The organism is Hydrogenophaga sp. (assembly GCF_022844385.1).
GTDB lineage: Bacteria > Pseudomonadota > Gammaproteobacteria > Burkholderiales > Burkholderiaceae_C > Hydrogenophaga.
Genome location: NZ_JALHLX010000104.1, coordinates 1 through 12,650, shown reverse-complemented (window position 1 = coordinate 12,650; position 12,650 = coordinate 1). Strand labels below are relative to the sequence as shown.

The window sequence follows — 12,650 nt, the reverse complement described above, 5'->3', positions numbered from 1 at the left end:
AGCGGGCCTTCAAAGGCTTCGAGAAAGATCTGCAGCGCGTCGGGCGGGATGTACAGGTCCCTCGGCATGGCGAACAGGGGCTCGCCGTACAAGCGGGCCAATGCAACGTGGTCCACCACGGTGGGCAGCACCGCGTCGAGGCCTTGCGGAGCTTCGTCCAGGGTGTGGACTTCGTTGCCCATCTGAGCGGCTGCCGATCAGCTGTGGTCCGAGCCGGTCTGGTAGACGTAAGGCTGCTGCGGGACGCGGGCGGTTTCTGCCTCGGACTGGAAACCGCGGTCGATGGCCTTGTCCCACAGGAGCGAGCGGCCCAGGCGCTGCGACTGCTCCAGGCCCGGCTTGTCGGCCTTGAGTTGTTCGATGAACAACGTGGCGTCGGACTTGTAGTCGGGGCGGCGGAAGAAGGACATGGTGTTCGTAGCCTGGTGCGGGGAAAGGGGCGATTTTACCGGGCCGCGCCCCGGCCCAGGCGGATCGGGGTCACTCGCAGGTGTTCAGGCGCGCCGCGAAGCCGGAACGTTCGATCAGCGAGCGCGGCTGCGGGTGCAACCCCACCATGCCCAGATGCCCGCCGCGCTTGTGCACCGCCTTGTGCAACTGTTCCAGCGCGTCCAGCCCGGTGCTGTCCAGCGAGATCATGTGGCTGGCGTCCAGCATCACGTTGATGGGGTCGGACGATCGTTCCACCTCGGCCACGATGGGGTCGATCTTGGCCACGGCGCCAAAGAACAGCGAACCGTACAGCTTGTAGGTGGCCTGGTGCTCGGTGCGCGCCACCGGTTCGGCGCGGAAGATCTCGCTCTGGCGTCGCACGAAAAGCACCACCGCGAGCACCAGGCCGAGCTCGACCGCCACCGTGAGGTCAAAGATGATGGTGACGAAGAAAGTGGACAGCATCATCAACCGGTAGTGGTTGCTGAAGTGCTTGAGCCGTGCGAACTCGCGCCATTCGCCCATGTTCCAGGCCACGAACAGCAGCACGCCGGCCAGCACCGACAAGGGGATGTGGTAGGCCAGCGGCGCCGCGAGCAACACCACCGCAGCCAGCGTGAGCGCATGCACCATGCCGGCCACGGGCGAAGCCGCGCCCGAACGGATGTTGGTCACGGTGCGCGCGATGGTGCCGGTGGCCGGCATGCCGCCGAAGAAGGGCACCACTGCGTTGGCGATGCCCTGTGCCATGAGCTCCTGGTTCGGGTCGTGTTTGGGCGCATCACCGAGCTGGTCGGCCACGCGGGCGCACAGAAGCGATTCGATGGCGCCCAGCAGCGCGATGGTCAGCGTGGGCGTGACCAGCAGGCGCACGGTTTCCCACGAAAAATCGGGCAAGTCGAAGGTGGGCAGGCCCTGTGGAATGCCGCCAAAGCGCGTGCCCACGGTCTCCACCGGCAAGCTCAGCACCCAGGCCAGCAGCGAGAGCGTGACGAGTGCGATCACCGGTCCGGGAATGCGCGAGGTGGCCCTGAGCGCACTCACCGTTTCGATGGCTTCGAGCTGGCGCCGGAACTGGGAGTCGACCGCCCACAGGCGCGGCCACACCACCAGGCCCAGCACACACAGCGCACCGAGTCCGAGTGCGAACGGGTTGAGGCTGTGGATGTGGCTGCCAATGGCTTCGATCTGGCCGAAAAAGTTGGCCGGCATCTTCTCGATGTCCAGCCCCAGCAGGTCGCGCACCTGCGACAGCGCGATGAGCACCGCAATGCCGTTGGTGAAGCCGATCACCACCGTGACCGGCACATACCGCACGAGCGTGCCCAGCCGGAACAGCCCGAGCAGAAACAGCAGCACGCCGGCGCTGGCGGTGGAGATCAGCAGGTTGGCCACGCCATAGCGTTCAACGATGCCGTAGACGATGACGATGAAGGCGCCCGCCGGACCACCGATCTGCATCGAGGTGCCGCCCAGTGCCGAGATCAGGAAGCCCGCGATGATGGCCGTCCACAGACCGGCCTCCGGTTGCAAACCGCTGGCGATGGCAAACGCCATGGCCAGGGGAAGTGCCACGATGCCGACCGTGGCACCTGCGCCCACGTCGCGCGCCAGCTTGTCCCGGTTGTAGCCTTTGATGTCTTGAAGCAGTCGCGGGCGGAACGGTGCGAGGGGCGGCAGTCCTTGGAACATGGGGCATGTTACCTTTGGCAACGGTTCGTGAAACTGACAGCGAAGCCCTCAAACACTGCGGGTTTACACTGAATTTTTCACCCTGAAGAAGGTGGTTCGCATGCGTGGTTTGAACGGTGTTGTGTGCCGGGGATGCTGGGTCGCCTTGCTGGCTGCGGCCTTGTCGCTCGCGGCGTGCGATGTGAAGAACATCAGCGAACTCGAAGAAGGTGTGTCCACCGAAGCCGATGTGCGAGAGCGCTTCGGAGCGCCCGAGGCGGTGTGGGACGGCGAGGACGGCGCGCAGATCTATGAATACAACCGCCAGCCCGCCGGCCATGTGAATTACATGATCACGATCGGGCCCGACGGCCGCATGGCTGCGCTGCGCCAGGTGCTCACCGAACGCAACTTTGCGCAAGTGAAACCCGGCATGGCGATGGAGGAGGTGCGCCGCATGCTGGGCAAACCGATGAAGGTCACCACCTACGACCTCAAACGCGAGACGCACTACGACTGGCGCTACCTGGACGGCGTCAACCAGAGCGATTCCAAGGTGTTCACGGCAGTCTTTGACACCGACTTGCGCGTCATCAGCACGATGTCGGTGCCCGACCCGGATCTGGATCGCAACCGATAGACGATCCGCCGCCGGGCCGTCCCAAGGCGGATCAGCTCCCTTGGGGGGGCAGCGGGGGAGCGTGGGGGTCTTTACCTGACGCGCATGCCGGGCTTCGCACCCGGCCATGGGTTGAGGATGTGGATGCCCGGTTCTTCCGTTTCGTCCGCGTGGCTGGCCGCCAGCACCATGCCTTCGCTCACGCCGAACTTCATCTTGCGCGGTGCCAGGTTGGCCACCATCACGGTGAGCTTGCCCACCAGGTCTTCGGGCGCGTAGGCGCTGGCGATGCCGCTGAACACATTGCGCGTTTTGCCTTCGCCCACGTCGAGCGTCAGGCGCAGCAGCTTGGTCGAGCCTTCCACCGCTTCGCAGTTGACGATCTGCGCGATGCGCAGGTCGATCTTGCTGAAGTCGTCGATGCTGATGGTGTCGGCGATGGGTTCGCCGCCGGGCACGGTGGCGGGCACGGCCGGCGCTGGTGGTGGCTCGAACAGCGCTTCGAGTTGCTTCACATCCACGCGCTGCATGAGGTGCTGGTAGGCGTTGATGGTGTGGCCGGCGCCGAGCAGGGTCGACGCGTCGCTGAACCGCAGCGGCTCGACCTGCAGGAAGGCCTCCACGTTGGTGGCCAGTGCGGGCAGCACCGGCTTGAGGTAAAGCGTGAGCAGGCGAAAGGCTTCGATGCAGGCGGTGCACACGTCGTGCAGGCGAGCGTCCATGCCTTCCTGTTTGGCCAGCTCCCAGGGTTTGTTCTGGTCCACGTATGCGTTCACGCGGTCGGCCAGCAGCATCACCTCGCGCAGCGCCTTGCCGTATTCGCGCTCGGCGTACAGCGCCGTGATCGAAGGCGCGGCGGTCTGCAGGTGGTCGATCAGGTTGTCGCCGTCGGCCGAGACTTCGCCCAGCTTGCCGCCAAAGCGTTTGGCGATGAAGCCGGCCGCGCGCGAGGCGATGTTGATGTACTTGCCGATCAGGTCGCTGTTGACCCGGGCGAGGAAGTCGTCGGGATTGAAATCGATGTCTTCGTTGCGCGCCGACAGCTTGGCGGCCAGGTAGTAGCGCAGCCACTCCGGGTTCATGCCGAGCTGAAGGTACTTCATGGGATCGAGCCCGGTGCCTCGGCTCTTGCTCATCTTCTCGCCGTTGTTCACCGTGAGGAAGCCGTGCACGAACACCGCGTTGGGCACCTTGCGGCCGCTGAAATGCAGCATGGCGGGCCAGAACAGCGTGTGGAAGGTGATGATGTCCTTGCCGATGAAGTGGAACTGCTCGGTGGTCGGGTCGGCCATGAAGGCGTCGAAGTCCAGCCCCTTCTTGCCGAACCAGTTCTTGAGCGACGCAAGGTAGCCCACCGGGGCGTCCAGCCACACATAGAAGTACTTGCCCGGAGCGTCGGGAATCTCGATGCCGAAGTAGGGCGCGTCGCGGCTGATGTCCCAGTCGCCCATCTTCGGTTTGCCGTCTTCGCCGGGTTCGATCCATTCGCTGATCTTGTTGAGCACCTCGGGCTGCACCGCGCCGCTTTGCGTCCACTGTTCCAGGAAGGCCAGGCAGCGCGGGTCGGAGAGCTTGAAGAAGAAATGCTCCGAGTTTTTCAGCACCGGCTTGGCGCCCGAGAGCGCAGAGAAGGGGTTGATCAGTTCGGTGGGGCTGTAGACCTTGCCGCAGACCTCGCAGTTGTCGCCGTACTGGTCCTTGGCGTGGCAATTCGGGCACTCGCCCTTGATGAAGCGGTCGGGCAGGAACATGTTCTTCTCGGGGTCGAAGAACTGCTCGATGGTGCGGGTTTCGATCAGGCCGTTGGCCTTGAGGTCGCGGTAGATCTGTTGCGCGAGTTCGTGGTTCTCGGGCGCGTCGGTGCTGTGCCAGTTGTCGAAGGCAATGTGGAAACCGTCGAGGTAGGGCTTGCGGCCGGCTGCGATGTCGGCCACGAACTGCTGCGGCGTTTTGCCCGCCTTGTCGGCCGCAATCATGATGGGCGCACCGTGCGCGTCGTCGGCGCAGACAAAGTGCACTTCGTTGCCCTGCATGCGCTGGAACCGTACCCAGATGTCGGCCTGGATGTATTCCATGATGTGGCCGATATGGAAGTGGCCGTTGGCGTAGGGCAGGGCGGTGGTGACGAACAGGCGTCGCTGGCTCATGGGATGGGCTTTCTTCTGGGGAACCCGCGATTTTAGGCCGCCGGCGCCGTGGATGTCCTCATGGCGATTGTGTGAATGACCCCGGCCGGGGTGGGGCGTTAGACTTCAGCCCGACCCGATACCCCCACCCCTCTCTGAAGCGAGTTTTCCCATGTCCGTTGATTCCCAGGCGCTGCTGACCGCGCTGCAAGCCGTCATCGATCCGAACACCGGACGCGACTTCGTTACCAGCAAGGCGCTGAAGAACCTGCAAACCACCGATGGTGATGTGGCCTTCGATGTGGAACTGGGCTACCCGGCCAAGAGCCAGATGCCGGTGTTTCGCAAGGCGCTGATCGCCGCCGCCAAGTCGGTCGCCGGTGTTGACAACGTCTCGGTCAACATGACGATGAAGATCACGGCGCACGCGGTGCAGCGCGGCGTGCAGGTCATGCCCAACGTGAAGAACATCATTGCCGTGGCGTCGGGCAAAGGTGGCGTGGGCAAGAGCACTACCGCCGTCAACCTGGCGCTGGCACTCTCCGCCGAAGGTGCGAAAGTCGGCATTCTGGACGCCGACATCTACGGCCCGAGCCAGCCCATGATGATGGGCGTGGAAGGCCGGCCAGAAAGCGCCGATGGCCAGACCATGGAGCCGCTGGAGAACTACGGCGTGCAGGTGATCTCGATCGGTTTTCTGATCGACCGCGACGAAGCCATGATCTGGCGCGGCCCCATGGCCACGCAGGCGCTCGAACAACTGCTTCGCCAGACCAACTGGAAAGACCTCGATTATTTGATCGTCGACATGCCCCCCGGCACGGGTGATATCCAGCTCACGCTGAGCCAGCGCGTGCCGCTCACCGGTGCAGTGATCGTCACCACGCCGCAAGACATTGCGCTGCTCGATGCGCGCAAGGGCATCAAGATGTTCGAAAAGGTGGGCGTGCCCATCCTGGGCATCGTGGAAAACATGGCGGTGCACGTGTGCGAGAAGTGCGGCCATGTGGAGCACATCTTCGGCGCCGATGGTGGCAAGAACATGGCGGCCGAGTACGGCATGGACTACCTGGGCGCGCTGCCGCTGAACATGAGCATCCGCGTGCAGGCCGACAGCGGCATGCCCAGCGTGGTGGCCGATCCCGATGGCGAGATCGCCGGCCTGTACAAGTCGGTGGCACGCCAGCTCGCCATCAAGATCGCGGCCAAGGCCAAGGACTTCTCGAACAAGTTTCCGAGCATCAAGATTTCCAAGGAAACCTGATCCGGCGGTCCGCTCGAAGAGCCCGATGTCCCTGAAGGAGCCGGCCCAGCGCCGGCTTTTTCACGTCCGGACACCCCAAAAACTACTGCCAATGAAGTATGGCGTGACCGTTGGGTTTGCGATGTGATGCCGTATACCCCCTGGAGCACACCTTGCCCTTTGCGACTTACCAGATTCGCGGCATGAGCCGCAGCCATCTGTCCACCGCCATCCGGTGGGCCGCCCGAGAAGGTTGGAACCCCGGCTTGTACGACCTGGACCCTTTGTACGGCATCGACCCCGAGGGATTTTTCATGGGCTGGCTCGATGAAGGGCCCGTGGCGTCGATCGCCTGCGTGCGGTATGGATCGGACCATGGGTTCATAGGGCTTTACATCGTTGAGCCCCCCCTGCGCCGCCATGGGCTGGGACGGGCCCTCTGGAATGCGGCCCAGGAGCATGTCAAAGGCCGCGTGCTCGGCCTGGACGGCGTTGTGGCCCAGCAGGACAACTACCGTCGGGGCGGATTCGAGCAGGCTTGGTACAACGTGCGCTACAAGGGACGGGGCCGGGAGACGGTGGTGCAGGACCGGCGTGTGGTGTCGCTGTCGTCGCTGCCCTTCGACCGGCTGGCCGCCTACGATGCCGCCTTTCATCCGGTGCCGCGCCCCGCGTTCCTGCGCGCCTGGATACGGATGCCGCAAAGCCATTCGCTGGGTTGGTGGGAAGGCGGTGAGCTTCGCGGCTATGGCGTTGTGCGGGCATGTCGCGAAGGCTACAAACTCGCACCGCTGTGTGCAGACACGCCAGGCATTGCCGAGGCCTTGTTCGAAGCGCTGTGCGCGCGGGTTCCCCTGGTGGAACCGGTTTTCATGGACGTGCCGGACTGCAACCTCCAGGCCACCCGGCTGGCCCTGACGCAGGGGATGGAGGCCACCTTTCCCACTGCCCGCATGTACCGGGGTCCGGCGCCGCAACTGGCGCTCTCGCGCCTCTACGGATTGACAACGCTCGAAGTCGGCTGATCAAGGCATCAGGCGGTCGGTGCCTCACGTTCGCGCAGCCGGAATCGCTGGATCTTGCCCGTGGCGGTCTTGGGCAGTTCGGGCAGGAACTCGATGAAGCGCGGGTACTTGTAGGGCGCGAGCTTTTCCTTCACGAAGGCCTGGAGCTCGGCTTCGGTGGCCTGCACGCCGTTCTTGAGCACCACGAAGGCCTTGGTCTTGGTCAGGCCATCGGCATCCGTTTTGCCGATCACGGCGGCCTCCAACACGGCGGGGTGTTGCACCAGCGTGGCTTCCACCTCAAACGGGCTCACGTAGATGCCGCTGACTTTCAGCATGTCGTCGTTGCGCCCGGCGTAGGTGCAGTAGCCATCCTGATCTCGCGTGTACTTGTCACCGGCCTTGGTCCAGCCGCCCTGGAACGTGTCGCGGGTTTTGGCGCGGTTGTTCCAGTACATCAGCGCCGCGCTCGGGCCTTTGATGTAGAGATCGCCGATTTCTCCATCGGGCACGGGTTGGCCGTCTTCTCCGCGCAGCTCGATCTCGTAGCCCGGCACCGGTTTGCCGGTGGTGCCGTAGCGCACATCGCCCGGGCGGTTGGAAAGGAACACGTGCAGCATCTCGGTGGAGCCGATGCCGTCGATGATCTCGACGCCGAAGTGGTTGGTCCAGCGCTGGCCGATGTCTTGCGGCAGCGCTTCGCCGGCCGAGGAGCACAGGCGCAGCGCCACGTCGTTTTTCTTCGGGAGGTCGGGGCTGGCCAGCATGCCGCCATAGCCAGTAGGGGCGCCGTAAAACACCGTGGGTTTCTGTTCCGTGAAACGTTTGAAGCAGGCCTGCGGTGTGGGCCGCTCGGCCATCAGCACCACGCTGGCGCCCACGCTCAGCGGAAAGGTCAGCGCGTTGCCCAGGCCGTAGGCGAAGAACAGTTTGGCGGCAGAAAACACCACGTCGTTCTCCCGCAGGCCGAGCACGCCCTTGCCGTACAGCTCGGCCGTCCAGTACAGGTTGGCCTGGGTGTGCACCGTGCCCTTGGGGTCGCCCGTGGAGCCGCTGGAGTAGAGCCAGAACGCGGGCTCGTCGCCATGGGTGTCGGCCGGCTGCGCGAGTGCGCTGTTCGCGACCAGGGTGGCGAAATCGTGTGCACCTGCGGGCAGGCGATCGGTGGTGCGTGAAACGATCAGGTGCTTCACCTCGTTGGCCTTTGAGCCCAGCGCCGTCTGCAAGGTGGGCAGCAACGCGGCCGACACCAACGCGGCCTGTGCGCGGCTGTTGGCCAGCATGTACGCGTAGTCCTGCGCGGTCAGCAGCGTGTTCACCGCCACCGGCACCACACCGGCGTGCAGCGCGCCGAGAAAGGCCACCACCCAGTCGCTGCTGTCGTGCATGAGCAGCAGCACGCGCTCTTCGCGTCGCAGGCCCAGCGACGTGAGCGCGCCGGCGAAGCGCTGCACCTGGTCGGCGAGTTCGCCGTAGGTCAGTGAGCCTTGGTCGTCGATCAGCGCGGTCTTGTTCGCGCGGCCGGTGTTGAGCGCGAGCAGGTGTCGCGCGAAGTTGAAGCGCTCTGGCGGCGGTGCGACGTGGTTGGTGGTCATGGGTTTGTCTCCTCTACCGGGTTTGTGTGACCGACTCCCTCCCCCTCTGGGGGAGGGCTGGGGTGGGGGCACGCATGACATGGCATTGTCGGCGTGCGCGCCCCCATCCCAACCTTCCCCCAGCGGGGGAAGGAGCGAATTCAGAGCTTCAGCGCTACTGCGGAAGCTGCAAGTACATCAAGCGCCGCACTGCTGGCCTGCACGGCGCTGCGGCGGTGGTAGAAGCCCAGCGCCCGCAGGCCACCGAGCTCTTCGCCGCCACCGGCGCGCCCGGGGCCGCCGTGCAGCGACATCGGCATCACGTTGCCGTGGCCGCTGTGGCTGGCCGCCACGTCGGGCGAGATGGCGTGCACGCGGCCGTGGGCCGAGCCGAGTTCGAGCGATGCAGTGGCGATGAAGGCCGGGTCGGCGCTGTAGACCGAACACACCAGTGAGCCTTCGCCGCGTCGGATCAGCTCGTAAGCCTCTTCAATGCTGTCGTACGCCATGAGCGTGGCCACCGGGCCAAACACCTCCACCGCGTGCAGCAGCTTGGCTTTCGCAGGTTCGCGTGAGCCCAGCAGCACCGGGGCCACACAGGCAGAGGACGCATCCGCGTCCACCAGCGCGGCGCCGCCGCCGTCGAACAGCACCTCGGCCTCAAGGCGCAGTCTGGCAATGCCCTCGATCACGCTGGCCTTCTGCTCCTGGCTCACCAGCGCGCCCATGCGAACCGCTTCATTGCGCGGGTTCCCCACCGAGGTTTTGGCAAGCTTGGCGCCGATGGCTTGCGCAGCAGCGTCAAACAGGGCGCGGGGCACAAACACGCGGCGGATGGCCGTGCATTTCTGGCCACTTTTGACGGTCATTTCCCGCACGACCTCGCTCACCAGCAGGCCGAAGGCTTCGCTCTCGGGCGTGGCGGCCGGGTCGAGCAAGGCGCTGTTGAGGCTGTCGGCTTCGATGTTGCAGCGCACCGACCGTTCGGCCACGGCGGGGTGGCTGCGGATGATGCGAGCTGTCTCGGCCGAACCGGTGAACGAGACCACGTCGAAGGGTTGCAGCTGGTCCATCAGGCCGGCGGACGAGCCGCAGACCACCGACAGCGCGCCCGGCGGGAGGATGCCCGCATCGATCACGTCCTTGACCATGCGCTGGGTGAGCCAGGCGGTGGCGGTAGCGGGCTTCACGATCACCGGCACGCCCGACAGCAGCGCGGGCGCGGCCTTCTCCCACAGGCCCCAACTCGGGAAGTTGAAGGCGTTGATGAACAAGGCCACGCCGCGCGTTGGGCTCAGGATGTGCTGGGTCTGGAAAACCGGGTCCTTGCCCATGCGGATGCGTTCGCCGTCCAGCAGCGCGTGCGCACTGCCCAGAGCCTCGCCCTGCCTGGCGTAGTAGCCCAGCGTGAAGATGCCGCCGTCGATGTCGACTGCCGAGTCCTTGGTGGTGGTGCCGCAGTTGGCGGTGGCAATCTCGTAGTACGCATCTCGGTTGGCTTGTAGCACTTTGACGATGGCGCCCAGCAACGCAGCGCGTTCACCGTAGCTCAGGGCGCGCAATGCGGCGCCCCCCTGTTCGCGGGCGAAGGCGAAGCCGGCGGTCAGGTCGAGTCCGGCACTGCTCACGCGCGCCAGTTCGGTGCCGAGCACCGGGTCGAACAGCGGCGTGCCCGCGCCGGAGCCGGTGACCCATTGGCCGCCGAGGTGGTTGGGGAGCAGGGTGGAGGTGGTCATGGTGGGTGAATTCGGGTGGAGCGAACAGCCGGGACTGTTCGCGGGTGGAGAATGGCGCTATAAATGCACTATCTTGCGTGCGCCGAGACGTGCATTAAAGTGCATGTTGCAGCGCTTGGCAAGTCCCTGAAGGGTTTCACTGAAATCCCGCGAACCCGTTTGAAAGGTCCGGCACCCCATGGATGCTGACGATTCCGGCGTGATGGCCACCGTCCGTCAGGTCGATCCCGCTCCTCTGGAAGAGGAAGCCCGAAACCCCTTTCTGGTGGCGCTCGGCGAGCGCGTGCGCACCCTGCGTTCGCGCCGCGGCATGACGCGCAAGGCCGTGGCCGTGGCGGCCGACGTGTCCGAGCGGCACCTCGCCAACCTCGAATACGGCACCGGCAATGCCTCCATCTTGGTGCTGCTGCAGGTGTCGCAGGCGCTGCACTGCTCGCTCGCCGAATTGCTCGGTGATGTGAGCACAAGCTCACCCGAATGGCTGCTGATCCGCGAGCTGCTCGAAGGGCGCGGCGAGGCCGATTTGCGCCGCGTCCGCGTGACCATCGGGGGTCTGCTGGGCGGCGGTGCCATGCCCGGCGGCGACCCCGGCCGCAGCGCGCGTATCGCCTTGATTGGCCTGCGCGGCGCGGGCAAATCCACGCTGGGCCAACGCCTGGCCGACGACCTCGGGTTTGCCTTCATCGAACTCAGCCGCGAGATTGAAAAGTTCGCCGGCTGCAGCATCAACGAGATCCACTCGCTCTACGGTACGCCGGCCTACCGCCGCTACGAGCGCCGCGCGCTGGAAGAAGCGATCCAGATCTACCCCGAGGTGGTGATTGCCACACCCGGCGGTCTGGTGTCGGACGCTGCCAATTTCAACCTGCTGCTTTCCCACTGCACCACCGTGTGGCTGCAGGCCGATCCGGCCGACCACATGGGCCGCGTCGCCGCTCAGGGCGACATGCGTCCCATGGCGGCCAGCCGCGAAGCCATGGAAGATTTGAAACGCATCCTGGCCGGGCGCTCGGCCTTCTATTCCAAGGCCGACATGAGCTTCAACACCAGTGCCTACAGCCTGGATGACGCATTCCAGGCGCTGCGGACGCAGGTGAGAGAAAAGCTGGGCTTGGTTACAAAACATGCATGAAAGTGCATTGACCGTTTTGACATTGTGAATTATTATTCACGTCATTGGGCTCCCGCCAGCAGTTGAATGCCGGTTTGTCGGGGCCTCCACGCCGCCCTGAGGAGACAACCCCATGAGTGACACCGCCATCGCCACCGCGCCCGTTGCAGCCGCCCCCGTTACCAGCACCGCACCCACCACGGTCGACTACCGCACCGACCCGAGCCAGTACCGCCACTGGAAGCTGTCATTTGACGGTGTTGTCGCCACGTTGGCCATCGACATCGATGAGAACGCCGGCATTCGCCCCGGCTACAAGCTCAAGCTCAACAGCTACGACCTGGGCGTGGACATCGAACTGCACGATGCGCTCAACCGCGTGCGCTTCGAGCACCCCGAGGTGCGCACCGTTGTCGTCACCAGCGCCAAGGACCGCGTGTTCTGCTCTGGCGCCAACATCTTCATGCTCGGTGTCTCCAGCCACGCCTGGAAGGTGAACTTCTGCAAGTTCACCAACGAAACGCGCAACGGCATTGAAGACTCCTCCAAACACAGCGGCCTCAAGTTCGTGGCCGCGCTCAACGGCGCCTGCGCTGGTGGCGGCTACGAGCTGGCCCTGGCTTGCGACGAAATCGTGCTGGTGGACGACCGCTCGTCTGCCGTGTCGCTGCCCGAAGTGCCCTTGCTCGGCGTGTTGCCCGGCACCGGCGGCCTGACCCGCGTGACCGACAAGCGCCACGTGCGCCACGACCTGGCCGACATCTTCTGCACCACCAGCGAAGGCGTGCGCGGCAAGAAGGCGGTGGACTGGCGCCTGGTGGACTCCATCGCCAAGCCCCAGCAGTTCGCCGCCCACGTGAGTGAACGCGCCGCAGCACTGGCTGCGCAGAGCGACCGCCCCGCCGGTGGCAAAGGTGTGGCCCTGCCGCGCATCGCACGCACCGACAGCGCCAACGGCCTGAGCTACGCGTTCGTGAACGTGGCGATCGACCGCGCCAAGCGCAGCGCCACCATCACCCTGAAAGCGCCCACCGGCGCGCAGCCGCAGGACATCGCAGCCATTGAAGCCGCGGGTGCTGCCTGGTGGCCGCTGCAGATGACGCGCGAACTCGACGACGCCATCCTGTGCCTGCG

General features: G+C 65.2%; 10 protein-coding genes and 1 pseudogene. 5 read left to right on the top strand and 6 right to left on the bottom strand.

Annotated features, from left to right (window positions below; genetic code table 11):
* From Q0C59_RS15075 to Q0C59_RS15065, 3 genes and pseudogenes are all read right to left on the bottom strand, one after another.
* Nucleotides 1-182: pseudogene (locus Q0C59_RS15075) on the bottom strand (segregation/condensation protein A); the annotation flags it as partial.
* Nucleotides 183-197: 15 nt separating this feature from the next.
* The gene (locus Q0C59_RS15070) at nt 198-410 is read right to left on the bottom strand and encodes a DUF3460 family protein (protein WP_291216825.1); all 213 of its coding nucleotides are present in this window, start codon (nt 408-410) and stop codon (nt 198-200) included.
* A gap of 70 nt (nt 411-480) precedes the next feature.
* Complete coding sequence (locus tag Q0C59_RS15065) at nt 481-2,124, bottom strand: SulP family inorganic anion transporter (RefSeq protein WP_291216823.1); 1,644 nt, start codon at nt 2,122-2,124, stop codon at nt 481-483.
* Nucleotides 2,125-2,224: 100 nt separating this feature from the next.
* Here Q0C59_RS15065 and bamE point away from each other — a divergent pair, with 100 nt between their 5' ends.
* Nucleotides 2,225-2,743: an outer membrane protein assembly factor BamE gene (gene bamE / locus Q0C59_RS15060; protein ID WP_291216820.1), complete on the top strand. Its 519-nt coding sequence runs from the start codon at nt 2,225-2,227 to the stop codon at nt 2,741-2,743.
* 71 nt (nt 2,744-2,814) lie between these two features.
* Here the strand turns inward: bamE and metG are convergent, their stop codons facing one another.
* On the bottom strand, nt 2,815-4,869 hold the full coding sequence (metG, locus tag Q0C59_RS15055; RefSeq protein ID WP_291216818.1) for a methionine--tRNA ligase: 2,055 nt from the start codon (nt 4,867-4,869) through the stop codon (nt 2,815-2,817).
* A gap of 151 nt (nt 4,870-5,020) precedes the next feature.
* Here metG and apbC point away from each other — a divergent pair, with 151 nt between their 5' ends.
* Both apbC and Q0C59_RS15045 read left to right on the top strand, forming a co-directional pair.
* The gene (gene apbC, locus Q0C59_RS15050) at nt 5,021-6,112 is read left to right on the top strand and encodes an iron-sulfur cluster carrier protein ApbC (protein ID WP_291216815.1); all 1,092 of its coding nucleotides are present in this window, start codon (nt 5,021-5,023) and stop codon (nt 6,110-6,112) included.
* A gap of 152 nt (nt 6,113-6,264) precedes the next feature.
* Complete coding sequence (locus tag Q0C59_RS15045; protein ID WP_291216812.1) at nt 6,265-7,116, top strand: GNAT family N-acetyltransferase; 852 nt, start codon at nt 6,265-6,267, stop codon at nt 7,114-7,116.
* Between the two features lie 8 nt (nt 7,117-7,124).
* Here Q0C59_RS15045 and Q0C59_RS15040 read toward each other — a convergent pair whose 3' ends face one another.
* A complete protein-coding gene (locus tag Q0C59_RS15040) occupies nt 7,125-8,690 on the bottom strand; it encodes a benzoate-CoA ligase family protein (protein WP_291216810.1) in 1,566 nt (521 codons plus the stop codon).
* A 140-nt stretch (nt 8,691-8,830) separates the two neighbouring features.
* The gene (locus Q0C59_RS15035) at nt 8,831-10,405 is read right to left on the bottom strand and encodes a 3,4-dehydroadipyl-CoA semialdehyde dehydrogenase (protein WP_291216807.1); all 1,575 of its coding nucleotides are present in this window, start codon (nt 10,403-10,405) and stop codon (nt 8,831-8,833) included.
* A gap of 202 nt (nt 10,406-10,607) precedes the next feature.
* On the opposite strand from Q0C59_RS15035, the gene Q0C59_RS15030 reads away from it, so the two are divergent.
* Nucleotides 10,608-11,537 (top strand): helix-turn-helix transcriptional regulator, encoded by a 930-nt coding sequence (locus tag Q0C59_RS15030; RefSeq protein WP_291216827.1) that lies wholly within the window; start codon nt 10,608-10,610, stop codon nt 11,535-11,537.
* A 112-nt stretch (nt 11,538-11,649) separates the two neighbouring features.
* Nucleotides 11,650-12,650, top strand: a 1,001-nt coding sequence (locus Q0C59_RS15025) for an enoyl-CoA hydratase-related protein (RefSeq protein ID WP_291216805.1), incomplete at its 3' end; no start/stop codon positions are given.

Coding starts and splice junctions, on each gene's coding strand:
- Q0C59_RS15070 (WP_291216825.1), bottom strand. CDS start 410: ATGTCCTTCTTCCGCCGCCCCGACTACAAGTCCGACGCCACGTTGTTC.
- Q0C59_RS15065 (WP_291216823.1), bottom strand. CDS start 2,124: ATGTTCCAAGGACTGCCGCCCCTCGCACCGTTCCGCCCGCGACTGCTT.
- bamE (WP_291216820.1), top strand. CDS start 2,225: ATGCGTGGTTTGAACGGTGTTGTGTGCCGGGGATGCTGGGTCGCCTTG.
- metG (WP_291216818.1), bottom strand. CDS start 4,869: ATGAGCCAGCGACGCCTGTTCGTCACCACCGCCCTGCCCTACGCCAAC.
- apbC (WP_291216815.1), top strand. CDS start 5,021: ATGTCCGTTGATTCCCAGGCGCTGCTGACCGCGCTGCAAGCCGTCATC.
- Q0C59_RS15040 (WP_291216810.1), bottom strand. CDS start 8,690: ATGACCACCAACCACGTCGCACCGCCGCCAGAGCGCTTCAACTTCGCG.
- Q0C59_RS15035 (WP_291216807.1), bottom strand. CDS start 10,405: ATGACCACCTCCACCCTGCTCCCCAACCACCTCGGCGGCCAATGGGTC.
- Q0C59_RS15030 (WP_291216827.1), top strand. CDS start 10,608: ATGGCCACCGTCCGTCAGGTCGATCCCGCTCCTCTGGAAGAGGAAGCC.